21 protein-coding genes are annotated in these 24,251 nt (G+C 69.8%); 12 read left to right on the top strand and 9 right to left on the bottom strand.

Features of this window, described 5'->3' with window-relative positions; genetic code table 11:
- Positions 1-93 precede the first annotated feature (93 nt).
- On the bottom strand, positions 94-1,419 hold the full coding sequence (locus HUJ41_RS05810; RefSeq protein WP_179873723.1) for an MFS transporter: 1,326 nt from the start codon (positions 1,417-1,419) through the stop codon (positions 94-96).
- Between the two features lie 49 nt (positions 1,420-1,468).
- Positions 1,469-2,395 carry a proteasome assembly chaperone family protein gene (locus tag HUJ41_RS05805; protein ID WP_179873722.1) on the bottom strand — a complete coding sequence of 309 codons (927 nt, stop codon included), beginning with the start codon at positions 2,393-2,395 and terminating at the stop codon, positions 1,469-1,471.
- A gap of 113 nt (positions 2,396-2,508) precedes the next feature.
- Here HUJ41_RS05805 and HUJ41_RS05800 point away from each other — a divergent pair, with 113 nt between their 5' ends.
- The 3 genes from HUJ41_RS05800 (at position 2,509) to sucB (ending at position 7,009) form a co-directional block, all read left to right on the top strand.
- On the top strand, positions 2,509-4,005 hold the full coding sequence (locus HUJ41_RS05800) for a leucyl aminopeptidase (RefSeq protein WP_179873721.1): 1,497 nt from the start codon (positions 2,509-2,511) through the stop codon (positions 4,003-4,005).
- 110 nt (positions 4,006-4,115) lie between these two features.
- Complete coding sequence (gene lpdA, locus HUJ41_RS05795; RefSeq protein ID WP_179873891.1) at positions 4,116-5,489, top strand: dihydrolipoyl dehydrogenase; 1,374 nt, start codon at positions 4,116-4,118, stop codon at positions 5,487-5,489.
- A 56-nt stretch (positions 5,490-5,545) separates the two neighbouring features.
- Positions 5,546-7,009: a 2-oxoglutarate dehydrogenase, E2 component, dihydrolipoamide succinyltransferase gene (gene sucB / locus HUJ41_RS05790; RefSeq protein ID WP_179873720.1), complete on the top strand. Its 1,464-nt coding sequence runs from the start codon at positions 5,546-5,548 to the stop codon at positions 7,007-7,009.
- Here the strand turns inward: sucB and HUJ41_RS05785 are convergent.
- Positions 7,006-8,499 carry a serine/threonine-protein kinase gene (locus HUJ41_RS05785; RefSeq protein WP_179873719.1) on the bottom strand — a complete coding sequence of 498 codons (1,494 nt, stop codon included), beginning with the start codon at positions 8,497-8,499 and terminating at the stop codon, positions 7,006-7,008. The two genes, sucB and HUJ41_RS05785, sit on opposite strands and share 4 nt — an antisense overlap.
- Before the next feature lie 131 nt (positions 8,500-8,630).
- On the opposite strand from HUJ41_RS05785, the gene HUJ41_RS05780 reads away from it, so the two are divergent.
- Positions 8,631-9,344: a DUF4191 domain-containing protein gene (locus HUJ41_RS05780; RefSeq protein WP_179873718.1), complete on the top strand. Its 714-nt coding sequence runs from the start codon at positions 8,631-8,633 to the stop codon at positions 9,342-9,344.
- Positions 9,345-9,389: 45 nt separating this feature from the next.
- Here HUJ41_RS05780 and HUJ41_RS05775 read toward each other — a convergent pair whose 3' ends face one another.
- Entirely contained in the window at positions 9,390-9,791 is a 402-nt protein-coding gene (locus tag HUJ41_RS05775) for an RDD family protein (protein ID WP_179873717.1), read from the bottom strand.
- A 73-nt stretch (positions 9,792-9,864) separates the two neighbouring features.
- Between HUJ41_RS05775 and lipB the strand changes: the two genes are divergently transcribed.
- The 3 genes from lipB to glnA all read left to right on the top strand — a co-directional run bounded on the left by lipB (position 9,865) and on the right by glnA (position 13,094).
- The gene (gene lipB, locus HUJ41_RS05770; RefSeq protein WP_179873716.1) at positions 9,865-10,518 is read left to right on the top strand and encodes a lipoyl(octanoyl) transferase LipB; all 654 of its coding nucleotides are present in this window, start codon (positions 9,865-9,867) and stop codon (positions 10,516-10,518) included.
- Positions 10,515-11,516 carry a lipoyl synthase gene (lipA, locus tag HUJ41_RS05765; protein ID WP_179873715.1) on the top strand — a complete coding sequence of 334 codons (1,002 nt, stop codon included), beginning with the start codon at positions 10,515-10,517 and terminating at the stop codon, positions 11,514-11,516. The genes lipB and lipA overlap by 4 nt, the downstream gene beginning before the upstream one ends.
- Before the next feature lie 153 nt (positions 11,517-11,669).
- Complete coding sequence (glnA, locus tag HUJ41_RS05760) at positions 11,670-13,094, top strand: type I glutamate--ammonia ligase (protein WP_179873714.1); 1,425 nt, start codon at positions 11,670-11,672, stop codon at positions 13,092-13,094.
- A gap of 390 nt (positions 13,095-13,484) precedes the next feature.
- Here the strand turns inward: glnA and HUJ41_RS05755 are convergent, their stop codons facing one another.
- Together HUJ41_RS05755 and HUJ41_RS05750 are read right to left on the bottom strand one after the other, a co-directional pair.
- Entirely contained in the window at positions 13,485-13,883 is a 399-nt protein-coding gene (locus tag HUJ41_RS05755; RefSeq protein WP_179873713.1) for a hypothetical protein, read from the bottom strand.
- Positions 13,884-14,170: 287 nt separating this feature from the next.
- A complete protein-coding gene (locus HUJ41_RS05750; RefSeq protein ID WP_224744598.1) occupies positions 14,171-14,512 on the bottom strand; it encodes a winged helix-turn-helix transcriptional regulator in 342 nt (113 codons plus the stop codon).
- Positions 14,513-14,701: 189 nt separating this feature from the next.
- On the opposite strand from HUJ41_RS05750, the gene HUJ41_RS05745 reads away from it, so the two are divergent.
- A complete protein-coding gene (locus HUJ41_RS05745) occupies positions 14,702-15,124 on the top strand; it encodes a DoxX family protein (RefSeq protein ID WP_179873711.1) in 423 nt (140 codons plus the stop codon).
- A gap of 143 nt (positions 15,125-15,267) precedes the next feature.
- Here HUJ41_RS05745 and HUJ41_RS05740 read toward each other — a convergent pair whose 3' ends face one another.
- Positions 15,268-18,186 (bottom strand): bifunctional [glutamine synthetase] adenylyltransferase/[glutamine synthetase]-adenylyl-L-tyrosine phosphorylase, encoded by a 2,919-nt coding sequence (locus HUJ41_RS05740; RefSeq protein WP_179873710.1) that lies wholly within the window; start codon positions 18,184-18,186, stop codon positions 15,268-15,270.
- A gap of 18 nt (positions 18,187-18,204) precedes the next feature.
- Positions 18,205-19,542: a glutamine synthetase family protein gene (locus HUJ41_RS05735; protein ID WP_179873709.1), complete on the bottom strand. Its 1,338-nt coding sequence runs from the start codon at positions 19,540-19,542 to the stop codon at positions 18,205-18,207.
- 57 nt (positions 19,543-19,599) lie between these two features.
- Between HUJ41_RS05735 and HUJ41_RS05730 the strand changes: the two genes are divergently transcribed.
- Both HUJ41_RS05730 and panB read left to right on the top strand, forming a co-directional pair.
- Positions 19,600-21,333, top strand: a complete 1,734-nt coding sequence (locus HUJ41_RS05730; RefSeq protein ID WP_179873708.1) for an NAD+ synthase — start codon at positions 19,600-19,602, stop codon at positions 21,331-21,333.
- A gap of 75 nt (positions 21,334-21,408) precedes the next feature.
- A complete protein-coding gene (panB, locus tag HUJ41_RS05725) occupies positions 21,409-22,260 on the top strand; it encodes a 3-methyl-2-oxobutanoate hydroxymethyltransferase (RefSeq protein ID WP_179873707.1) in 852 nt (283 codons plus the stop codon).
- Positions 22,261-22,354: 94 nt separating this feature from the next.
- Here the strand turns inward: panB and HUJ41_RS05720 are convergent, their stop codons facing one another.
- The gene (locus HUJ41_RS05720) at positions 22,355-22,543 is read right to left on the bottom strand and encodes a methionine aminopeptidase (RefSeq protein ID WP_179873706.1); all 189 of its coding nucleotides are present in this window, start codon (positions 22,541-22,543) and stop codon (positions 22,355-22,357) included.
- Positions 22,544-22,576: 33 nt separating this feature from the next.
- On the opposite strand from HUJ41_RS05720, the gene map reads away from it, so the two are divergent.
- Positions 22,577-23,443, top strand: a complete 867-nt coding sequence (map, locus tag HUJ41_RS05715) for a type I methionyl aminopeptidase (protein ID WP_179873705.1) — start codon at positions 22,577-22,579, stop codon at positions 23,441-23,443.
- 31 nt (positions 23,444-23,474) lie between these two features.
- Positions 23,475-24,227 (top strand): polyphosphate--glucose phosphotransferase, encoded by a 753-nt coding sequence (gene ppgK / locus HUJ41_RS05710; protein WP_179873704.1) that lies wholly within the window; start codon positions 23,475-23,477, stop codon positions 24,225-24,227.
- The last annotated feature ends 24 nt before the right edge of the window (positions 24,228-24,251 follow it).

Raw genomic sequence — 24,251 nt, 5'->3', positions numbered from 1 at the left:
AGAAGCTCAGGGCCTCTGGGATGCTTCGTCGACCGACTGGGTCGTGAGGACTTATTATTGCACGCGCCGGGGCCCGGCCCGACCATCGTGCACTCAGCCGCGCCTCCGGCCGCCACGCCGACGCCAGTTCACGACGAGCGCCGTCCACAGCGGCGCGACCGCGATGCCCTCCTCCTCGACGAGCCTCCGCCGCGTCCGACGCCGGGCGGCGATGAGACCGATGACCGCGAGGCCGATGATCGGGTACTGCACGGCGAACGCGACACGCCAGTTCTGCCAGGCGTACAGCTCCGCCGGCGTCGTCCCACCGCTCACGGCGTCGAGCGCGAGGCCCACGACGAGCACGAGCACGAGAGTCGTCACGAACCCACCGACGTTCACGAAGCCCGTGGCCGCGCCGTGACTGGCTGACGGGTTGAAGGTGCGCGCGAAGTCGAAGCCGATGAGCGACCCGGGTCCGCCCACGGCGAGGATCGTGAGGAAGACGATGACCGCGGGCAGAGGTGGCGGGTTCTCGGGGCGCAGCAGCGCAGCCCACGCGATCGCGGTCATCGCCACGATGCCGAGCACGATGCTCGACCGGCGCAGCGGGAATCGTGCGGAGAGCAACCCGATGACCGGCCCCGCGAGTGCCCCTGCCAGGACGATGAGTCCGAGAAGCCAGCCCGTCACCTCGCGACTGTACCCGAGCCCTACCGACAGGAACGGATAGCCCCACAGCAGCACGAACATGGTGGGCGAGGACTGCGTGACCGCGTGCGCCCAGAACCCCAGTCGTGTGCCAGGCCGGCGAAGCGCCTCCGCCAGCCGCGTGAACGCGATACGCACCGTGAGCGCGCGCTCATCGACGTGGCCGGACGGCGCGTCCCGGACAGCCACGGTCACGAGCAGGCCCGCAAGGAGCGAGAGCGAGGCCGCAGAGAGGAAGGCCGTGGTCCAGCCTGCCAGCCCGAGGAGACCCGCGAAGGGAACGGCTGAGAGCAGCTGGCCGGACTGCCCGAGGGTTCCCACCCACTGCTGCAGCTGAGGCAGTCGCCGCGGTGAGAACCACGCGCCCAGCAGCCGCAGTACTGACAGGAACGTCATCGCGTCGCCGGCCCCGACGAGTACACGGCCGACGACCGCGAGCCCCAGATCGCTCGCGAGACCCACCGCGGCCTGCCCGAGCGCCATAGACAGGGCGCCGGCGACGATGAGCACGCGGGGGCCGAAGCGATCGATGAGCACACCGACCGGAATCTGCAGAGATGCGTAGACGCCGAGCTGAAGGACGGCGAGGGTGGAGAGCGCGGTCGCGTCGATCGAGAACCGCGTCGTCGCGTCGACACCGACGACGCCGATCGAGGTGCGTTGGAGGATCGCGACGACGTAGGCGAGGCACGCGATGACGAGGACGACGATCGCGCGGCGGGAATCCACACCGACAGCCTAGAGTCGGCGGGTCACGCCACCGTGCGGAGCGACCGCGTCAGCGGTCGCCGCGGTCGTCGTCGCTGCCGCGACGGAACGCGAGGAACTTCTCGAGCTCGGCCGCGATCGAGTCGGCAGTGGGCAGTTCGCCGTCCTCGTCCATGAGCGGTGACCGCAGCGGGTTGTCCTCCATATAGCTGTCATGACGCTCCTCGAGCGTGCCGACCATACGCGCGAGTTCGGCGTTGCCCTCCACCTGGCCCTCGATCTTGGCGAGGAACTCGCGCCCGTCCTCCCGCAGCTGGTCCGTGGGGAAGAGCAGGCCCGTGGCGGCCGTGATGCTCTCGAGCGCCGTCACCGCCGCGGACGGGAACTCGGTGTCGGCCAAGTAGTGCGGCACGAGGAGGACGAACCCGGCGAGCGGGTGGTCGCTCTCGGTGAGCCGGTACTCGAGGAGGTGCAGCGCGTTGCCGGGAACCTGCGTGCGCGGTCGCCACACGGAGAGGGTCTCGATGAGGTCCTCCCGATTGCCGCTGACGGTCACGCCGATGGGCCGCGTGTGCGGCACGGGCATGGGGATCGCGTGCACCCATGTCGTCGACGCGATGCCGTACCGCGCGATGAGCTGCTCGACCGCCTGCGTGAACCGCTCCCACTGGAAGTCGGGCTCGTAGCCGGTGAGGAGGAGGAAGGGCGAGCCGACGTCGTCCTGCGCGAGTCGCAGGGCGAGCGAGGGCTTGCGGAACTCTGTCAGCCGGGTCTCGTCGAAGAACAGCACGGGTCGCCTGGCGCGGTAGTCCAGCAGCTCGTCGTTGTCGAACACGACGACGTCGCGATGACTCAGCTCGTCGACGAGGTACTCGGAGACCTGGCCCACGGCACCGCCGGCGTCCGCGAAGCCGGTGAGCCCGACGACGAGCGGCAGCCCGGCAGGCACCTCGTCCTCCCGCAGGATGACGGTGTAGAGCTCGTCCGGCGATCGCATGCCTCCATGGTAGGGCGGCGCCCTGAACGCCCGGCACCACGGGCGAGCGCCCTGAGCGAACACCCCGACCACCGCGTCCAGGAGAGCCCCGGCTGCGTCGATACCATGGCCGGATGCCCTCCCCCACGCTCTCCACGACCGACCTCTCCCCCGCCGATCTCGACGCCGACGTGCTCGTGGTGGGGGTGCTCGCTACCGCGGACGGCCCTCGCCTCGCGGGCGAGTCGCCCCTCGGCGGATCCACACTCAGCACGGACCACTTGACGGCGGTCGGCGTCACAGGGGCCGTGGACACCACCCAGCGCCTCTCGTCTCCCGAGGGCGTGTCGGCCCGCAGCGTGCTGCTCGTCGGCCTGGGCAGTACCGCGCCCACCCCCGACTCGCTGCGATCCGCCGCTGGGTCGGCCGCGCGCGCCGCAAGCGATGCCGCCCGCCTCGCGCTCGCCCTTCCCACCGAGACCCTCGACGACACCCAGGCGGTGCTCGAGGGTGCCGCTCTCGGCGGATACAAGTACGTCGCTCGGACAGCGACGGCGCCAGCATCCACTCTCACCGAGGTGACCGTCGTCACGAGCGTGCCGGGAGCGAACGAGGCCGCCGAGCGCGCCGCCATCACCTCGGAAGCCGTCACGATCGTGCGCGATCTCGTCAACCAGCCGCCGAACGACCTCTACCCCGCGAGCTTCGTGGAGCGCGCCCGCGAGCTCACCGACGGCCTCGACCTCGAGCTCGAGGAGTGGGGCGTCGACGAGCTGCGCGAGGGCGGCTACGGCGGCATCCTCGGCGTCGGCCAGGGATCCTCCCGGCCCCCCAGACTGCTCGCGGTGCGCTACCGCGCCGGTGAGGATGCCCCGCACCTCGCCCTCGTCGGCAAAGGCATTACCTTCGACTCGGGCGGACTGTCGCTCAAGCCTGCCGCCTCGATGGTGGGCATGAAGTACGACATGACGGGGGCCGCGACGGTGCTCGCCACGATCATCGCAGCGGCCCGCCTCGGCGTGCCGCTGCGCATGACCGCGTGGCTGTGCCTCGCCGAGAACCTTCCGTCGTCGACGGCGATCCGCCCGAACGACGTGCTCACGATGCGCGGGGGCAAGACCGTCGAGGTGCTCAACACCGATGCGGAGGGCCGTCTCGTGCTCGCCGACGGCATCGTGCGCGCGAGCGAGGAGCACCCCGACGCCATCATCGACGTCGCCACGCTCACGGGAGCCGCACGGGTCGCACTCGGGGAGCGCTACGCCGGCGTCATGGGTGATGAGGAGCTCATCGAGCGCGTCCAGCGCGCGGCGAGTGCCACGGGCGAGCTCGTCTGGCCCATGCCGCTGCCGGCCGAGCTGCGACCGCTGCTCGCGACCGAGGTCGCCGACATCGCCAACGCGAAGCCGGGCAACACGGCGGCGGGCATGCTCCTGGCCGGTGTGTTCCTGCGCGAGTTCGTCGGGCGCGCGAGCGACGAGGAGGACGCGCCGGTCATCCCGTGGGCCCACCTCGATATCGCGGGCGCGGCCAACAACGGATCCGGCGCGTACGGCTACACGCCCAAGGGGCCGTCGGGTGTAGCCGTGCGTCTGCTGATCGCCCTCGCAGAGTCCTACGCCGCCAAGTAGTAGGCTCGACACCCGGGCGCGAGAGTTGCGCCCGCTGCCTCGGGCCGGCGCTCGACACTCTTTTGTCGGCCTCCGCACGAGAATCCTGATCATTGAGGGAGTACCTGCCGGTGTCGGACCAGAATTTTGACCTTGTCGTCCTCGGAGCCGGGAGCGGGGGCTATGCCGCCGCGCTGCGCGCCAGCCAGCTCGGCATGAGCGTCGGCCTCATCGAGAAGAACAAGGTGGGCGGCACGTGCCTGCACGTCGGGTGCATTCCGACGAAGGCCCTGCTGCACGCCGCCGAGATCGCCGACGCGGCGAGGGACTCCGCGCAGTTCGGCATTAACGCGACCCTCGAGGGCATCGACATTCCCGGCGTCACCAAGTACCGCGAATCGATCGTCTCGAGCAAGCACAAGGGACTCCAGGGCCTCATCAAGGCGCGCGGCATCACGACCTTCGAGGGCGAGGGTCGACTGACCTCCCCGACGACGGTGGAGGTCGGCGACGACACGATCACGGGCAAGAACGTCGTCCTCGCGACCGGCTCCTACTCGCGCACCCTGCCCGGGCTCGAGATCGGCGGGCGCGTCATCACCTCCGAGCAGGCACTCCAGCTCGACCACGTGCCGAAGAAGGTCGCCGTCCTCGGCGGCGGCGTCATCGGCGTCGAGTTCTCGAGCGTCTGGCGCTCCTTCGGTGCCGAGGTTCACATCATCGAGGCGCTGCCGCACCTGGTGCCCATGGAGGACGAGGCGATCTCGAAGCTCTTCGAGCGCGCCTACCGCAAGCGCGGCATCGAGTTCACGCTCGGCAAGCGATTCCAGGGCGTGACGCAGGATGACAACGGCGTGGTCGTGACGCTTGACGACGGCACGACGATCGAGGCGGACATCCTGCTCGTGGCCGTCGGCCGCGGCCCCTCGACCGCGGGCCTCGGCTTCGAGGAGGTCGGGGTCACGATGGATCGCGGCTTCGTGCTCACCAACGAGCGACTCGAGACGAGCATCCCGGGCCTGTACGCGGTCGGCGACATCGTTCCCGGTCTGCAGCTCGCCCACCGAGGCTTCCAGCACGGCATCTTCGTGGCCGAGGAGCTCGCAGGGCTCAAGCCCGTCGTGATCGACGACGTCACCGTGCCCAAGGTCACGTACAGCGAGCCCGAGGTCGCCTCCGTCGGCCTCACCGAGGCGAAGGCCAAGGAGGTGCATGGGGACGACGCCATCGCGAGCTACGACTACAACCTGGCCGGGAACGGCAAGAGCCACATTCTCGAGACCTCCGGCATCATCAAGGTCATCCGCGTGAAGGACGGCCCCGTCGTCGGCGTGCACATGATCGGCGCCCGCGTGGGCGAGCAGATCGGTGAAGCGCAGCTCATCGTCAACTGGGACGCGTACCCCGAGGACATCGCTCCGCTGCTGCACGCGCACCCCACGCAGAACGAGGCCCTCGGCGAGGCATTCCTCGCCCTCGCGGGCAAGCCCCTGCACAGCGCCTGAACCGCAGACCGGTCACTAGGCTAAAGACACTCAAGGCTTCGAAGGAGCAACTACTGATGAGCGAATCCGTCAACCTCCCGGCGCTCGGCGAGAGCGTCACCGAGGGCACGGTCACCCGATGGTTGAAGAACGTGGGAGACCGCGTCGAGGTCGACGAGCCCTTGCTCGAGGTGTCGACCGACAAGGTCGACACGGAGATCCCCTCCCCCATCGCTGGCGTGGTCGAAGAGATCCTCGTCGCCGAGGATGAGACCGTCGAGGTGGGTACGGCGCTCGTGCGCATCGGTGACGGCGAGGGGGGCGGCTCCGCGCCTGCAGAGTCGGCACCAGCCGCATCCGCTCCCGCCGAGCCCTCCGCCCCGCCGGAGCCCAGCGCACCTGCTGAGCCATCCGCACCCACTGAGCCGTCCGCCCCGGCGGAGCCCTCCGCTCCGGCCGAGCCCTCCGCTCCCGCCGAGCCCTCCGCTTCCGCCGAGCCCTCCGCACCCGCCGAGCCGTCCGCCCCGGCTGCACCGTCTGCCCCGGCCCAGCAGTCGGCGCCCGCCGAGCCGAGCGCTCCTGCCGAGCCCTCCGCACCCGCAGAGCCCTCTGCACCGGCACAGGGCAGTGCACCTGACGCGAGCGCCGCGGGCTACATCACGCCGCTCGTGCGCAAGCTCGCTCAGGAGCGCGGCGTCGACCTCTCCACCGTCTCGGGTACCGGCGTCGGCGGGCGCATCCGCAAGCAGGATGTGCTCGACGCCGCCCAGAGTGGCGGCGCGGCGACCGCGAGCGCGCCCACGCGGAAGCCCCTCGAGGCCTCACCGCTGCGCGGCACGAGCGAGTCCATGTCGCGCCTGCGCAAGGTCATCGCCGAGCGGGCCGTCGTCTCGATGCAGTCGACCGCGCAGCTCACGACCGTCGTCGAGGTCGATGTCACGAAGGTCGCCGCCCTCCGCACTGCCGTGAAGGACACCTTCCTCACGGCGACCGGCCTCAAGCTCAGCTTCCTGCCGTTCTTCGCGAAGGCGACGACCGAGGCGCTGCAGGCCTTCCCGATCATCAACGCGACGGTCGAGGAGGACACGATCGTCTACCCGGAGTCGGAGAACCTCTCCATCGCGGTGGACACCGAGCGCGGGCTCCTGACCCCCGTCATCCGCAACGCGGGCGACCTGTCGATCGCCGATCTCGCCCGCGAGATCGCCGACCTCGCCGAGCGCACGCGCAACAACAAGCTCAAGCCCGACGAGCTCGCGGGCGGCACCTTCACGCTCACGAACACGGGCTCGCGCGGCGCTCTCTTCGACACCCCCGTCGTGTTCCTTCCGCAGGTCGCCATTCTCGGCACCGGTGTCGTGACCAAGAAGCCCGTCGTCATGACGGTCGAAGGCTCCGACGTGATCGCGGTGCGCTCGACGGTGTACCTCGCGCTCTCCTACGATCACCGCATCATCGACGGCGCCGACGCTGCACGCTTCCTGACCGCGATCAAGGAGCGCCTCGAAGAGGCGGACTTCGACGGCGACCTAGGCATCTAGCCTCCCGACGGCTCCACGAGCACGTCGCGAAGACGCCAGCCGGCCTCGCTCCTCATCAGCAGGAGCGAGGCCGTCGTCGTCTCCGGCCCGACGAGATCCACGATGACGGCCGCCCCCATGCGTTCGACGACGACGAGTTCGCGGTCGCCCTCGAGCCACCCCCGCAGACCGGTCACTGAGCCCTCCCCCGGAGCGTGAAGGACCGCCTCGGCCGACGACCCTGGCTGCGTCGACGCGTGCGCGCACGTCGCCGCGGCTGCTCGCTCGCGACAGCTCAGCCAGCGCTCGACGAGGTCGCCCACGACGTCAACCCATTGCTCTGGTTCCGGAGTGAGATGGCGCTCCGGCGCTTCGCCGCCCTCATCCCGGTGGGGAGTCGGCTCCTCAGGCAGCGCATGCTGCTCCGAGAGCGGCGAGGCGGAGGCGATCGGGGCTCCCGTTGCCCCGGGACCCTCGTCAGGGGCTCCGGCGCCCACGAGCAGCAGCGCAAGAAGCGCCGAGACGCCGCCAGCAGCGCCGAGCGCGACGGTGCGGGGCTTCACGCCTCCTCCCGGCCTCACTCGCACCGCTGCGCCGAGCGCCGCGAGCCGCGCCTCGAACGCGAGCACGGGCTGCACGAGGGAGTCGGGAAGAGCCAGACGGTGAAGGAGCGGGGCGAGCCGACTCTGCTCGGGCGGCCGTGGCGCCACGTCCCCGTGATTCGGCCCCGGGGCCCGCGCACCCGATTCCCCCGCGCCCGGGGGGTCCAGCACACCACGGTCGCGCACGCCGGTGCCGCCCGCGAGCGGTGAGCCCGGAGCGCAGCGCACCGGAGTGGGCTCTGCGCAGTCGAAGAGCGCGGCGATCGTGGACCGGAACCCGGGGTCGAGGTCGACCGCCTGGCCGCCCTCGAGCGCCGCCACGAGATCGTCGCCCGACGGAGCCGCGACATGGCCCGCCACGAGCGCGGCGAGAGACAGGGCGCTGTCGCGATCGACACCGTACTCGGCGACGCGGCCTCGGAAGTGCGCGGGAAGCACGGCTCCCGCTCGTGCTGTACTGAACCGGGTGATCACCGGCGCTCCGTCGGACCGGAGCCGGATCCCCTCGGCCGTGAGCCCGCCGAAGGTGAGCCCGCGATCGTGCGCCGACGCCACCGCCTCGAGCACGGGCACGATGAGCGTGACCGCCTCTCCCGCCGACAGGTCGCCCCTACGGGCAGCGAGGAGCTCGTCGAGTCGCGGGCCGGAGAGGTGCTCGAGCACGACGACCGGTGCGCCGGAGTCGATCGTCGCGAGATCGAGCACCGTCGCAGCGTGCTCCTGGGCCGCCCGAGCGCGAGCGTCGATCTCGCCGTCCAGCTGAGCCACGTCGTGCCCCTCCGCGACGATGCGCAGCACGCGCGGCTGCCCATCGTGATGCGCGAGCAGGAGGACGGCCCGAGGGCCGCGCGCGAGCACGCGCACGATCGTGTATCCCGCGACCTGCGCCGTCGGCTCGCTCGACACCATTCCCCCACTGTCGAGCACACACGCCGCGGCGCCGACCCGCGCACGTCTGCGTGGGGAGGAGGGCCGTGTCGACGATCGATCGGGAGGAGCAGCCGCCGAGAACCTCAGCGCGGGGCCCTATCCTAGAGACCATGGCACGCACCTCCTCCTCGACTCCCCCCAAAGAGCCCGGCCGCATGAAGCAGATGTGGCAGGTCTTCACCATGACCCGCCGCATGGACCCCGCGTCGCTGTGGTTCATGATCGCCGGCTTCGTCCTGCCCCTCGCCGCGGGCATCGTGCTCGCCATCGTGCTCTCCGGCGACAACGTCATCGGCATCATCCTGTACGTGGTCGCCGGCCTCATGGGCGGGCTCCTCGTCTTCCTCATCGTGCTCGGACGCCGCGCTGAACGCGTCGCGTACCGGCAGATCGAGGGTCAGCCGGGCGCCGTGGGCGCCGTGCTCAAGTCGTCACTGCGCCGCGCCTGGCAGGCGAGCGAGATGCCCGTCACGGTCTCTCCCCGCACCCAGGACGCCGTGTACCGCGCCGTGGGCAAGCCGGGCGTCGTGCTCATCGGCGAGGGCCCGCAGTCGCGCACCCGCCGGATGCTCGAGGACGAGCGGCGCAACGTCAACCGCATCGTGCCGAACGTGCCCGTGCACTTCGTCCACGTCGGCCCCGACGCCGAGTCGACCAAGCTCGAGCGCCTCGCAAAGACCCTCAACGGCCACAAGAAGACGCTCACGAAGGCCGAGGTGCTCGCCGTCAACAACCGCCTGAGCTCCCTCAGCAAGTCGTCGAGCCTGCCGATCCCCAAGGGAATCGATCCGACGAAGGTTCGCGCACCGCGCCAGCCGCGATAGTCGCCTGACTCCACGGGCCGACCGGCGACAGCACGACCCTGCCGGTCAGCGACGCAGCAGGATCGTGCCGGCGGCTCGATCATGCAGCCCGCGCTGGTCCACGTTCCAGACGACCGCGGGCAGCACGAGCGCGATGAGCGCTGCACGCACGACCGGCCGCCACACGCCCAGGAGGCCTCCGGCCATGGGGACGACGCGCATCCCGAGCAGCAGGTGGCCGACGCTCGCGTTGACGACGACCGTGAACAGGATCTGCATGCCGACGAAGACCGCGAGCGTCGCGAGCGGGTCGTAGTCGAAGAACGCGACCGAGATGAGCACCGCGATGCCCCAGTCGATCGCGATGGCCGCGAGGCGCCGGCCGATGCGTGCGACCGAGCGGGGTCCGCTCGCGGGGAGCCCGAGTCGCTGGCCCGGCCAGTCGGGCAGCTCGCTATCGGGAGTCACGACAGCAGTCTAGGAGGGCTCGCCTGCGAGGCCGCTCGCAGACGATCCGGAGCGCGGCACGTACACTGGCCTCGTGATCGACTACGTCGTCACGGGGCTAAGCGCCAACTCCGTGCCGTACCTGTCGGGTCTCGAGCAGCAGCGTGCCCTGCACGCCGCCGTCGTCGAGGGCCGGGCGCCCGATACCGTCATGCTGCTCGAGCACGAGAGCGTCTACACAGCGGGCAAGCGCACCGAGCCCCACGAGAGGCCCTCGGACGGCACGCCCGTCATCGACGTGGATCGCGGGGGCAAGATCACCTGGCACGGCCCCGGCCAGCTCGTCGGCTACCCCATCGTCCACCTGCGGGAGCCCGTCGACGTCGTCGCGTACGTGCGGCATCTTGAGGGCATGCTCATCGCCGTCCTCGGCGACCTCGGCATCGTCGGTGCCGATCGCGTACCCGGCCGCAGCGGAGTCTGGATGCGCGGCACCGACAAGATCGCGGCGATCGGCATCCGCGTCGCCCAAGGCGTGACGTCGCACGGCTTCGCTCTCAACTGCTCCAACTCCTTCGAGCCCTACCGCCGGATCATCGCGTGCGGGCTCGCCGATGCCGGAGTGACGAGCATCACCCACGAGCTCGGCCGCACCGTGACGCCCGGCGATGTCGTCCCGCTCGTCCAGCACCATTTCCGCCCGCTCGTGCTCGACACGGTGGGCCGAACCGAGGAGGTTTCTGCATGACCGCTCTGCCCCACGCCCCCACCGAGGGTCGCAAGATGCTGCGGCTCGAGGTGCGCAACGCCGCGACACCCATCGAGAAGAAGCCCGAGTGGATCAAGACCACCGCGAGGATGGGCCCCGAGTTCAGCGCGCTGCGCGCTCTCGTGGGTGAGAAGCAGCTGCACACCGTGTGCCAGGAGGCCGGCTGCCCGAACATCTACGAGTGCTGGGAGGACCGCGAGGCGACCTTCCTGATCGGGGGCAGCCAGTGCACGCGTCGCTGCGACTTCTGCCAGATCGACACGGGCAAGCCCGCCGACTACGACACCGACGAGCCGCGTCGCGTCGCGGAGTCGGTCGTCGAGATGAACCTCCGCTACGCGACGGTGACGGGCGTGGCGCGCGACGACCTGCCCGACGAGGGTGCGTGGCTGCACGCCGAGACGGTGCGTCAGATCCACGAGCTCAATCCCGGCACGGGGGTCGAGCTGCTCGCGACCGACTTCAGCGGTAACCCGGACCTGCTGCGCGTCGTCTTCGACTCCCGGCCCGAGGTCTTCGCGCACAACGTGGAGACCGTTCCGCGCATCTTCAAGCGCATTCGGCCGGCGTTCCGCTACGAGCGGTCGCTCGACGTCATCACCCAGGCGCGCGACTACGGGCTCATCACGAAGTCGAACCTCATCCTCGGCATGGGCGAGACGCGCGAGGAGGTCTCGCAGGCCCTGCGCGACCTGCACGCCGCGGGCACCGACATCATCACCATCACGCAGTACCTGCGGCCGACGGCGCGCCACCACCCGATCGACCGCTGGGTCAAGCCGGAGGAATTCGTCGAGATCAAGCAGGAGGCCGACGAGATCGGCTTCCTCGGCGTGCTCGCGGGTCCGCTCGTGCGCTCCAGCTATCGCGCCGGGCGGCTCTGGGCGCAGTCCATGGTCGCGAAGGGCCGGCCCATCCCCGACTCGATGCGCGCGCTCGCCGAGACGACGGAGGCGTTCGCGCAGGCGGTGGGCTGAGCATCCAGGGCCCAAGGTGCTCGCAGGGTGAACCAGGCTCGGCGTAACATCCCCGAAACATGAGGGACACTGCAGGGAAACCCCTGCCCCCTAGGTTTGAGACACGGCGCGATCGCGCCCCTTTCCCGTACCAAAGCTCAGGAGATCAGTCACATGTTCAGTGATTCTTCCGAGGTGCTGAAGTTCATCAAGGACACGGACGTCAAGTTCCTCGACATCCGATTCACCGACCTTCCCGGTGTCCAGCAGCACTTCAACATCCCCGCCGCGACGGTCGACGAGGACTTCTTCACCGTCGGCCAGCTCTTCGACGGTTCGTCCATCCGAGGCTTCCAGTCGATCCACGAGTCTGACCTGCAGCTCATCCCGGACGTCTCGACGTGCTACGTCGACCCCTTCCGCACCGAGCGCACGCTCATCATGATCTTCGACATCTACAACCCCCGTACGGGCGAGATCTACGGTCGCGACCCGCGCCAGGTCGCCAAGAAGGCGGAGAAGTTCCTCGCCTCGACGGGCATCGCCGACACGGCGTTCTTCGCCCCCGAGGCCGAGTTCTACATCTTCGACGACGTCAAGTACGAGGTGAAGCAGAACAAGTCGTACTACGAGGTCGACTCGAGCGAGGCCGCCTGGAACACCGGGCGCACGGAAGAGGGAGGAAACCTCGCCAACAAGACCCCGTACAAGGGCGGCTACTTCCCCGTCACCCCCGTCGACCAGCACGCCGACCTGCGCGACGACATCGTCATGAAGCTCCTCGAGGTCGGCCTCGACGTCGAGCGCAGCCACCACGAGGTCGGTACCGCCGGTCAGGGCGAGATCAACTACAAGTTCGACACGATGGTCTCCGCAGCTGACGACATCCTGAAGTTCAAGTACATCGTCAAGAACACGGCCCTCGAGTGGGGCAAGGTTGCGACCTTCATGCCGAAGCCCCTCATGGGCGACAACGGCTCGGGCATGCACACCCACCAGTCGCTGTGGAACGGCAGCGAGCCGCTCTTCTACGACGAGGCGGGCTACGGCGGCCTCAGCGACATCGCGCGCTGGTACATCGGCGGTCTCCTCAAGCACGCGAAGTCGGTCATGGCGTTCACCAACCCCACGGTGAACTCCTACCACCGCCTCATCCCGGGCTTCGAGGCTCCCGTCAACCTCGTGTACTCGGCGGGCAACCGCTCGGCCGCGATCCGCATCCCCATCACGGGCACGAACCCCAAGGCCAAGCGCATCGAGTTCCGCGCGCCGGACGCCTCGGGCAACCCGTACCTCGCCTTCGCGGCGCAGATGATGGCCGGCATCGACGGCATCATCAACAAGATCGAGCCGCACGAGCCCGTCGACAAGGACCTCTACGAGCTGCCGCCCGAGGAGGCCAAGAGCATTCCGCAGGCGCCCGCCTCGCTGGATGCCGCTCTCGACGCTCTCGAGGCCGACCACGAGTTCCTGCTGCAGGGTGGCGTCTTCACCAAGGACGTCATCGAGGCGTGGATCGAGTACAAGCGCGAGAAGGAGCTCCTCCCCTTCGCGCAGCGCCCACACCCGTTCGAGTACGAGTTGTACTTCGGGGTCTGATTCCGGGAGGCCCTCAGAGCCACACTTCCGGTCTCTGAGCCCAGCAATTTACTGAGCCCCAGGCGGCATCTGCCGTCTGGGGCTCAGACTATCTCTGGACGTTTACGGACGGCTACGGGCGGTAAACGGACGGGTTTTCGGACGGAGCTGGTGAGCGCGGGGAGGCCACCGCCCGCCACGTAAGGCGATGGGCGTGGCGAGCTGGCGCACGCGCCCGGCACCGTTCGTTCGGGTCGGGGCTCGGATCATCCGTTCGTGGAGCACCGCGGTTACGTCGTCCGCATCGTCGAGCGGGCGTGAGGCGACGAGCGCGCCAAACGCGGTCGATCCGATGGCCGCGTCCGCTTCGGCCTCGGTGAGTCGGGTGGCGCACGAGGGCTTGCCACCTCCCTATTGTGCGGCGGCGGCGATGGTCTCGTACTCGGCGGCGAAGTGCGCGACCGAGCCCCAGGTGTCCTGCTCGGCGGCGATCATCTGGCGGGCGGCGAGTTCCGCGCCGACGTGCTGGAGCACCCCGGCGAGCACCTTGCGCGCCGCGACCGCGGCGGTGTCCTGGGTGGGCGGGTGGATGTGGTCGTCGTCGGGGCGGTTGATCGAGACGTAGGCGGTGTTGCCGAGTCGGCCGCGGGTCATGGCGAGGTAGAAGTTCTCTCGCGTCCCGCCGGGCTCGACAAGGGTATGCCCGGTCTCGATCGTGACCCCTTGTGCCCGGTACGCGGTGACGGCGTAGCCGAGTTCGACGTGCTCGGCGACGTACTCGGCGTCACGATGAACGGGTCGGGCGCCCACCTCGAGTTCATCGCCTCGCGCGCTTCGTGTTCGAAGGCGAGATAGGGGTTGAGCAGGGTTGCCATCGGGGCTCCTCACTGCGGCCGCGCGGCCGCGCGGGGACAGGATGCCGCAGGCGGGCGCGCCTCGCTACCAGGAAGCGCTGCTTCCGAGTGCGAGAGATCGTGCGGGGCCGGTGCCCGCCGGTGCGCGGGCTGGACCGAACAGCGGCTGAGTGCATCGCCGCCATCGACTCCGGTGGCCGGCTGGTCGAGGATCGGCTGGCAGGGTCGGGCCTGATGAGCGGGTCAGGCCGATGCCACCTCGGCTTCGGCGTCGGTCCAGCTGCGGTTCCAGCGTTCGATCGCGAGGAAGACGTGCTCGAGCTCGCGCCCCATGTCGGTCAGCTCATAGCGCGGGCAGCCGACCTTGGGCCGGTGGATGACCACGCCAGCCCGGCACAGCTCCTCGAGCCGCTGGCTGAGCAGACGCGACGACAGGTGCGGAACCGCGTCGAGCAGGTCGCTGAAACGGACCGGCCCGTAGAACATGGGGCGCAGGATCGAGGCCGTCCACCGACGCCCGAGGAACTCGATCGACTCCTGGAACCTTGCGCAGTGCCGCGCATCCAACTCTTCCCTCACCACCATCATCTTCCCTCACCATCACAGTACGAAGGTCCCTCGCCATCACAGAACGCGGCGCATCATGTCAAGGATGCCGACGAGACTCACCTCGTCAGGACCGCATCTACAGCGTGGCGCAGTTGGGTTATGCTTCGTAATTACTAATAGTAATCGATTCGTGCTGGCTGAAGAGCCGGCTGGAAGGATGGCGTGATGGAGTGGCTAGTGCTGATAGGGCGGCTGTTGTTTGCCGTGCTCTTCCTGGGCAGCGGATGGGGTCACTTCACCCAGATTCAGATGATGGCCGGATACGCCCAAAGCAAGGGCGTGCCGTTGGCCCGCGGATCGGTCATCGGCACCGGTGTGCTGATCGTGGTGGGTGCGCTGATGGTGCTGCTAGGGGTCTGGGCCGACCTCGGTGCACTCCTGCTGGTGGTCTTCCTTGTCCCGACCGCCGTGGTGATGCACAACTTCTGGAACGTCGACGACCCGCAGAGCAAGCAGATGGAGCAGACGCAGTTCCTCAAGGACGTCGCCCTGGCTGGCGCTGCACTGATGCTGTTCGTCTTCTTCGCCACCACCCCTGAGCTGGGGCTGACTATCACCGGCCCGCTGCTGGGCGGCCTGTTCGAGTGACGCTCACGAGCTTGCCGACTCGGCCGGGGCCACGCCCGCGGCACCACGAGGGCCTCGTTCCGTTGTGGAGCGGGGCCCTCGTGGCGTTCCGCACCTCGTAGCGCTCCAGCCCTCGCCGTGCGCCGCACAGCGTCGCGAGCACCTCAGGCGTCGTAGAAGCCGCGCTCGAAGACCTGGCGGGCGAGGCGCGTGCGGCGCAAGTAGTCCTCCTCGAGCTGCGAGGCGCAGCCCGCCGGGTATCCCATGAGGCGCGCGATGCCCTCGAGCTGCAGTCGGTCGTCGGGCAGCACGTCGACCGTCTTGTTGAGCCATAGCGTGAGGGCCGACCGCACGCGTGAGGCGATGATCCACGCATCGCGCAGCCGGGCCGCGTCAGACTCCGTGACGAGGCCCTCCGCGACCACGGCGTCGAGCGCCTCGAGTGTCGACGTCGTCTTGAGCGCCGGCCTTGAGGAGGCGTGCTGCAGCTGCAGCAGCTGCACAAACCACTCGACGTCGCTCAGCGAGCCTCGACCGAGCTTGACGTGCCGCGCCGGGTCCGCCGCCTGCGGCAGGCGCTCTGACTCGACGCGCGCCTTGATGCGCCGCACCTCGCGCGCGTCCGCGGCCGGAAGCTGCTTCGGGTAGCGCACCGTGTCGGCGAGGGCGAGGAAGTCCTCGCGCAGCGACTCCTCCCCCGCGACGGCGTGCGCACGCAAGAGAGCTTGCGCCTCCCACGTGAGCGACCAGCGGTCATAGTAGGCACGGTAGGCGTCGAGCGAGCGCACGAGGGGGCCGTTCTTGCCCTCCGGCCGCAGGTCCGCATCCAGGTCGAGCGGCAGCCGCAGATCTTCGGTGAGGCGGGTGAGCTCGCGCACGATGCCCTCGGCGGTCGCCTGCGCGCGGTCCCCCGCACCCGCGTCGCGGTACACGTAGATGACGTCGGTGTCGCTGCCGAAGCCGAGCTCGCCGCCGCCGTAGCGCCCCATGCCGATGATCGCGAACTCGATGCCGTCGTCGGGCCGGTGCGCCAGCGAGAGCACTCCCGTCAAGAGCGCCGTCGTGACCGCGGTCAGGCCGCGCCCGACCTCCTGGATCGTGGACACGTCGAGGATCCCCGAGAGTGCGATGCGCAGGATCTCGCGCTGGCGGGCGGTGCGCAGGGCTTTCGCCGCAGCATCGGTGTCGCCGTCGTGCCGGGCGACCGTGGCTCGCGTCTCCTCGAGCAGGGCATCCAGTGATCGGGGCCGCAGCTCCTCATCGTTCTCGAGCCAGGCCGCACCCTCCGGATTCCGCTCGAAGAGCCCGCCCACGTACCGCGAGGCGGCGAGCACCTTCGTGAGCCGCTCTGCGGCACCGCTCGAATCGCGCAGCATGCGCAGGAACCAGTAGGACTCGCCGAGAGCCTCGCTGAGCTTGCGGAACGCGAGGAGGCCATAATCGGGGTCGGCGCCGTCGGCCAGCCACTGCAGGATGACCGGCAGGAGCGTGCGCTGGATCGCCGCGCGACGCGACACTCCGCTCGTGAGCGCGGCGATGTGCCGCAGCGCGCCCGCCGGGTCGGTGAAGCCGATCGCCGCGAGTCGCGCCTTGGCCTGGTCGCTCGTGAGTGCGAGCCCGCCCTCCGGGAGGGAGGCCACCGCGGTGAGGAGCGGACGGTAGAAGAGCTTCTCGTGCAGTGAGCGCACCGCCGCCCGCGTGCTCTGCCAGAGCGCGACGATCTCGTCGGCCGAACCGGCGAGGCCCGTGGCTCGGGCAAGGACCCGCAGGCGGTCCTCGTCGCGGGGCATGAGGTGGGTGCGGCGCAGCTGGTCGAGCTGCACGCGGTGCTCCATGACGCGCAGAGTTCGGTAGTCGGTCGAGAACTCGGCGGCCTCGACGCGGCCGATGTAGCCGTGCTCGGCGAGGGACGCGAGAGCGCCCAGGGTGTCGGGCTGGCGCACGCGATCGTCGTGCAGGCCGTGGACGAGCTGGAGGAGCTGGATGGTGAACTCGATGTCGCGAAGCCCACCAGGGCCGAGCTTGAGCTGAACATCCAACTCATCGTCGGGGATGTGGTCGGTCACGCGCTCGCGCATGCGCTGCACCGACTCCACGAAGCCGTCCCGTTGAGAGATGGACCAGACCATGGGGTGGACCGTCTCGCAGTAGCGCTGCCCCAGCTCGGCGTCTCCCGCGAGCGGGCGCGACTTGAGCAACGCCTGGAACTCCCAGCTCTTCGCCCAGCGCTCGTAGTACGCGCGATGCGAGTCGAGCGTGCGGACGAGCGCGCCGTCCTTGCCCTCCGGCCGCAGGTTCGCGTCGACCTCCCACAGAGGGGGCTCGAGCGCCGGGTCCTGGATGCCGCGCGCCGTCTCCGCCGCGAGCCTCGTCGCGATCTCGACCGCGCGTGCGGTCTCGAGGCCCTCGGCGGCGTCGGCGACGTAGATCACGTCGACGTCGCTGATGTAGTTGAGCTCGCGAGCCCCCGCCTTGCCCATGCCGATGATCGCGAGCTTCGTGCGCTCGACATCCTCGGCGGGGAAGGTCGAGGCGCGGCGTGCGAGCAGAAGCGCGGCGTCGAGTGCCGCCCCGGCGAGGTCGGCGAGCCCCTCCGAGACGAGAGGCTGCGCCTGCAGCGGGTCATCCTGCTCGAGATCCCAGGCGGCGAGCAGCATGAGATGGCGCCGGTACGCTACACGGAGGGCTACCCGGCCCTGCTCGACATCGTCGGTGGCCTCGACCGCCGCGGCGAGTTCCGCGCGGTAGGTCGCCGCACCCAGCGGGCCGGGCGGCCGCTCGCGCAGTGCCTCGAGCTGCTGGGGGCGGCGGCGCAGAAAGTCGGCGAGCCCTTCGCTGGCACCGACGACGCGCACGGCTCGAGCGCTCCACTCGGCGTGCGACGACAGGGCCGCGACGTCCTCCGGATGCTGCTCCTGCAGCCGCGCGAGCGCCCTCAGCGCGCGATCCGGGTCGGCGGCCTGCCCGAACACGCCGGCATCCTCCGTCGCGATGTCGAGGGTCTCCAGCAGCGCGCGCACGTCACTGAGGTCGGTGAAGCCGACCCGAGCGAGCTCGGTGAGAGTGGACTGCGGTCGCGTCATGGCGTCAGCTGCCCCCGATCACAGAATCGGCAGGTTGCTCTCGAGCTCGTACGGAGTCACCTGCAGCCGGTACTCGCGCCACTCGCGACGCTTGTTGAGCAGCACGTAGTTGAAGACCTGCTCGCCCAGCGTCTCCGCCACGAGCTCGCTCTCCTCCATGAGCCCGAGCGCGAGGTCGAGGCTCGAGGGCAGCGCCTTGTAACCGAGCGCACGGCGCTCAGACTCGCTGAGCTCCCACACCGTGTCCTCCGCCTCGGCGGGCAGGTCGTAGCCCTCCTCGATGCCCTTGAGGCCGGCGGCGAGCAGCAGGGAGTAGGCCAGGTAGGGGTTCGCGGCGGAGTCGACGCCGCGGTACTCGACGCGCGCGCTCTGCCCCTTGCCGGGCTTGTAGAGCGGCACGCGCATGAGGGCGGACCGGTTGTTGTGGCCCCACGTGACATAGCTCGGCGCCTCGTCCCCACCCCAGATGCGCTTGTACGAGTTCACGTACTGGTTGGTCACCGCCGTGATCTCGGGAGCGTGCTGCAGGATGCCCGCGACGAACTGGCGGCCGATCTTGGAGAGCTGGTACTCCCCCGAGGCGTCGAAGAAGGCGTTCGTGTCGCCCTCGAAGAGCGACATGTGGGTGTGCATGCCCGAGCCCGGCTGGTTCGCGAGCGGCTTCGGCATGAACGTCGCGTACACGCCCTGCTCGATCGCGACCTCCTTGACGACGGTGCGGAACGTCATGATGTTGTCGGCCGTCGTGAGCGCGTCGGCGTACCGCAGGTCGATCTCGTTCTGGCCGGGCCCCGCCTCGTGGTGGCTGAACTCCACAGAGATGCCGAGCTCCTCGAGCATGCGTACGGCGCTGCGGCGGAAGTCGTGGGCCGAGCCGCCCGGCACGTTGTCGAAGTAACCGGCCTGGTCGACCGGCTGAGGACCCTCGGGGCCGTACGAGGCGCTCTTGAGCAGGTAGAACTCGATCTCGGGGTGCGTGTAGAACGTGAACCCGCGATCGGCGGCCTTCGCGAGCGTGCGCTTGAGCACATTGCGCGGGTCGGCGGCGGCCGGCTGGCCGTCGGGGGTCGTGATGTCGCAGAACATGCGTGCCGTCGGGTCGACCTCGCCCCGCCACGGAAGGATCTGGAACGTCGTCGGGTCGGGGTGCGCGAGCACATCGGCCTCGAAGGCGCGCGTGAACCCCTCGATCGAGGAGCCGTCGATGCCGAGCCCCTCCGCAAAGGCGCCCTCCACCTCTGCGGGGGCGATCGCGACGCTCTTGAGAGCCCCCACGACGTCGGTGAACCAGAGCCTCACGAACTTGACGCCGCGCTCCTCGATCGTGCGGAGAACGAAGTCGCGCTGCTTGTCCATGCTGCCCTTTCGTGACGCTCAGAAAGACCGCTCCGGCCCACTATTAGGCTACTGGGTATGCCCCGACTCCGCTTGGCCCTGGCCCAGTCGAACCCCGTCGTCGGGGACCTTCTCGGCAACACCGAGCAGATCGTCGAGGCCGCGCGAGCGGCCGTGCGGCAGGGTGCGGACATCCTCGTGACCGGGGAGATGGCTCTCACCGGCTATCCGATCGAGGACCTCGCCTCCCGGCCGTCGTTCCTCGCCGCCGCGAGCCGCGCCGTGCCCGCCCTCGCCGAGCGACTGCAGGCGGAGGGCCTCGGCGATATCGCCGTCGTCGTGGGCCACCCCGAGGGTCCCTTCGAGCCGCGCCTGCTCGGCACCTCGAACGCTCCGACCGCGATCGCGCAGAACTGCGCGAGCGTGCTGCAGGGCGGCACGGTGCTCGCCCTGTACGCGAAGCACCACTTGCCCAACTATTCGGTGTTCGACGAGTACCGGGTGTTCATCCCGGGCGACGAGCTGCTCGTCGTGCGGGTGCGCGGCGTCGACGTCGCCATCATCGTGTGCGAGGACCTGTGGCGCGACGGCGGCCCCGTCGGCCGCGTGCTCGAGGCCGACGCTGGCGTGCTCGTCGTGCTCAACGCGAGCCCCTTCGAGCGCGACAAGGACGAGGTGCGGCTGCCGCTCGTGACCCGGCGCGCGACCGAGACGGACACAGTCGTCGCCTACGTGAACATCGTCGGCGGTCAAGACGACCTCGTCTTCGACGGGGACAGCGTCGTGGTGGACGGCACCGGCCGCATCCTCGCGCGCGCTCCGCAGTTCGCCGAGCACCTTCTCGTCGTCGACGTGGATGCGGCCGAGGCCGCCCAGGCCGACCTTCCCCCCGCGGTGCGGCGCGTCGAGCTCGCCGCGGCGGGCTCCCCCGACCGATCGCCGCTCGAGAACGACATCGCCGAGCTCGCGGACGACCGCGAGCAGGTCTGGAACGCTCTCGTGACCGGCACGCGCGACTACGTGCGCAAGAACGGCTTCCGCAGCGTCGTCCTGGGACTCTCGGGCGGCATCGACTCGAGCGTGTGCGCCGCGATCGCCGCCGACGCGATCGGCGCCGAGAACGTCCACGGCGTCTCGATGCCCTCGCAGTGGAGCTCGGACCACTCGCGCTCCGACGCCGACGACCTCGCCGAGCGGCTCGGCCTGCCCTACTCGGTCGAGCCCATCGCCGCGCTCGTGGAGCCCGTCGAGACGCAGCTGAAGCTCGACGGGGTCGCCGCCGAGAATCTGCAGGCGCGCATCCGCGGCGTCATCCTCATGGGGCTCTCCAACATGCACGGTCACCTCGTGCTCACGACCGGCAACAAGACCGAGCTCGCCGTCGGATACTCGACCATCTACGGCGACTCGGTCGGCGGGTTCGCGCCCATCAAGGACGTGCCGAAGCTGCTCGTGTGGGAGCTCGCGCGCTGGCGCAACGCGCACGCCGAGGCCCGCGGCGAGACCCCGCCGATCCCCCGCGGCTCGATCGAGAAGCCGCCGAGCGCCGAACTGCGGCCCGACCAGACCGACCAGGACACGCTGCCGCCGTATGAGGTGCTCGACGCGATCCTCGACGCCTACGTGACGCGCTCGCTCGGCCACGACGACGTCGTCGCGCTCGGCTTCGACCGCGAGACCGTCGACTTCGTGACGCGGCTCGTCGACCGCGCCGAGTGGAAGCGCCGCCAGGGTGCGATCGGCCCGAAGATCTCGGGAATGGCGTTCGGGCGCGACCGGCGGTTGCCGATTACGTATCGACCCACCGAGTAGCTGTCTGTCGCGGCGGCCCGCCGACCCCCGCGCGTACAGGCCGACCGAGTAGAGCCCGGGTCTAGGCTGGGCGGCATGGCTGAGGCATCACCGAAGAGAGTCCGCACCCGTCACTTCGCCCGGGCGAAGGAGCAGGGCATCAAGATCACGGGCCTCACGTCCTACGACGTGCTCACCGCTCAGATCTTCGACGAGGCCGGCATCGACTTCCTGCTCGTCGGAGACTCGGCGGGCAACACCGTGCTCGGCTACGACACGACCCTGCCCGTGACGATCGACGACCTGATCCCCCTCACGCGCGGCGTCGTGAGCGGCGTGAAGCGCGCGCTCGTCGTCGCCGACATGCCCTTCGGCTCGTACGAGACCGGCCCCGATGAAGCACTGCACACGGCATTCCGCTTCATGAAGGAGACGGGGGCGCACGCCGTGAAGCTCGAGGGCGGGGTGCGCTCGGCCGAGCAGATCCGCCGCATCGTCGAGGCGGGCATCCCCGTCATGGCGCACATCGGCTTCACGCCGCAGAGCGAGCACGGTCTCGGGGGCCACGTCATCCAGGGCCGTGGCGACGCTGCCGACCAGTTGCTCGCGGACGCGCACGCGGTCGAAGACGCGGGCGCCTTCGCGGTGGTGCTCGAGATGGTGCCCGCGGAGGCCGCGCAGCGCGTGACGGCCGAGCTGAGCATCCCGACCATCTCCGTTGGCGGCGGCCCGCACTGCGACGGCCAGCTCGTCGTGTGGACCGACTGGGCGGGGCTCGGCGGCGGCCGCATTCCGAAGTTCGTCAAGCAGTACGCGAACCTGCGGCAGGTGCTCACGGATGCCGCTCTCGCGTTCCGCGCCGATGTCGAGTCGGGCGCCTACCCCGACGAGCAGCACAGCTACAGCGACGCGACCGCCGAGCAGGCGCTGCAGGAGCGCGCCAACTAGCGCACGGCGTGCGGAGCGGCCCAGATTCGCCGCAAAGTGGTTGGTGCGCCGAACTTGAGCGCCCCTTCGCGCCAGATCTGGCACGACGCGGGGGTCACTGCTCTCGCTCGGCCTCCTCGGCTGCCCACGCGCGGGCGCGCTCACGCGCGATCTCGGGCGCGCGGCGGGCCTCGGCCTCCGTCGCGTACGGGCCGTCGCGGTCGGAGCCGAGCGATTGCTTGCCCTGCTCGACCTCGTCCGTCTTGTGGTTGTACCACCACTGCTGCTCGTCGTTGTGCGCCATGAAGCCCCTCCCCCGATCGGTAGACTCGACTCTATGCCCCGCGACGCCTCCGGTCACCTCGTCGCCGGGCGACTCTCAGCGCAGCGTGCCGTGCCGGCGAGCATCCCGCGCCCCGAGTACGTCGGCAAGGCGGAGCCGAGCCCGCACGTCGGCGGCGATGTCTACGACGCCGAGACGATCGAGCTCATCCGCACTGCGGGCCGCATCGCTGCTGGAGCGATAGAGGCCGCCGGTGCCGCCATCGCGCCCGGAGTCACGACCGACGAGCTCGACCGCATCGCCCACGAGTTCATGCTCGACCATGGCGCCTACCCCTCGACCCTCGGCTACCGCGGCTACCCGAAGTCGTGCTGCACGAGCCTCAACGAGGTCATCTGCCACGGCATCCCCGACGATACGGTCATCGTCGAGGGCGACCTCGTCAACATCGACGTCACGGCGTTCAAGGACGGCGTGCACGGCGACCTGAACCGCACCTTCCTGGTGGACGAGGCGAGCGAGGATGCCCGGCTGCTCGTCGAGCGCACCGAGGAGGCTCTGCGGCGCGGCATCAAGGCCGTCGCGCCCGGACGTCAGATCAACGTCATCGGCCGCGCGATCGAGGCGTACGCGAAGCGCTTCGGCTACGGCGTCGTGCGCGACTTCACCGGCCACGGCGTGGGCCGCTCGTTCCACAGCGGACTCATCGTGCCGCACTACGACGCTGCACCCCAGTACGCGACCGTCATGGAGCCCGGCATGGTCTTCACGATCGAGCCCATGCTCACCCTCGGCACGATCGAGTGGGATCTGTGGGCCGACGACTGGACGGTCACGACCAAGGACAAGCAGCTGACGGCGCAGTTCGAGCACACGCTCGTCGTCACCGAGCGCGGCGCGGAGATTCTCACGCTGCCGTGAGACCCGCCTCACCGACCGAAGGAGCCCCACCATGAGCCACGCGATCGGCATCGACATCGGCGGCACCGGCATCAAGGGAGCCCTCGTCGACCTCGACTCTGGTGAGCTCGCGAGCGACCGCGTCAAGCGCTCCACCCCGGAGAACGGCGAGCCGGCCGGCATCATCGAGACGGTGCGCGAGATCGTGCACGAGCTCGAGGTGGAGGCCGGCGGCGGTGACGCTGCGCACCTCGGCGTCTGCTTCCCCGCGATCGTGCTCGAGGGCCGCACCATGTCGGCCGCCAACGTGAGCGATGCCTGGATCGGGCTCGATGCCGACGCTGCGTTCGGGGAGGCGCTCGGCCGCGACATGCACTTCGTCAACGACGCGGATGCGGCCGGGTTCGCCGAGGCGAGGTTCGGCGCCGCCCGCGACGTGCGCGGGCTCGTGATCATGACGACTCTCGGCACGGGCATCGGCAGCGCGCTCATCCACCGCGGCACGCTCATCCCGAACAGCGAGCTCGGCCACCTCGAGATCGATGGCGCCGACGCCGAGAGCCGCGCGGCGAACTCCGCGCGCGAGCGGGAGGAGCTGAGCTTCGCGGAGTGGGCGGAGCGCCTGCAGCGCTTCTACAGCCACGTCGAGTTCCTCTTCTCGCCGAGCCTCTTCGTCGTCGGAGGGGGTATCTCCAAGAGTCACGAGGAGTTCCTGCCCCTGCTCGACCTGCGCGCGCCGATCGTTCCAGCCGAACTGCGCAACAATGCAGGCATCATCGGCGCCGCAGCCCTCGCCGCCGACTAGCCCGAGGCGGGAGGGCGCTGCGGT

Origin of the sequence: Microcella indica (assembly GCF_013414345.1) — a bacterium.
GTDB lineage: Bacteria > Actinomycetota > Actinomycetes > Actinomycetales > Microbacteriaceae > Microcella > Microcella indica.
Note: the sequence above shows the minus strand (reverse complement) of the source record. Positions and strands in the feature narration are given on the sequence as shown.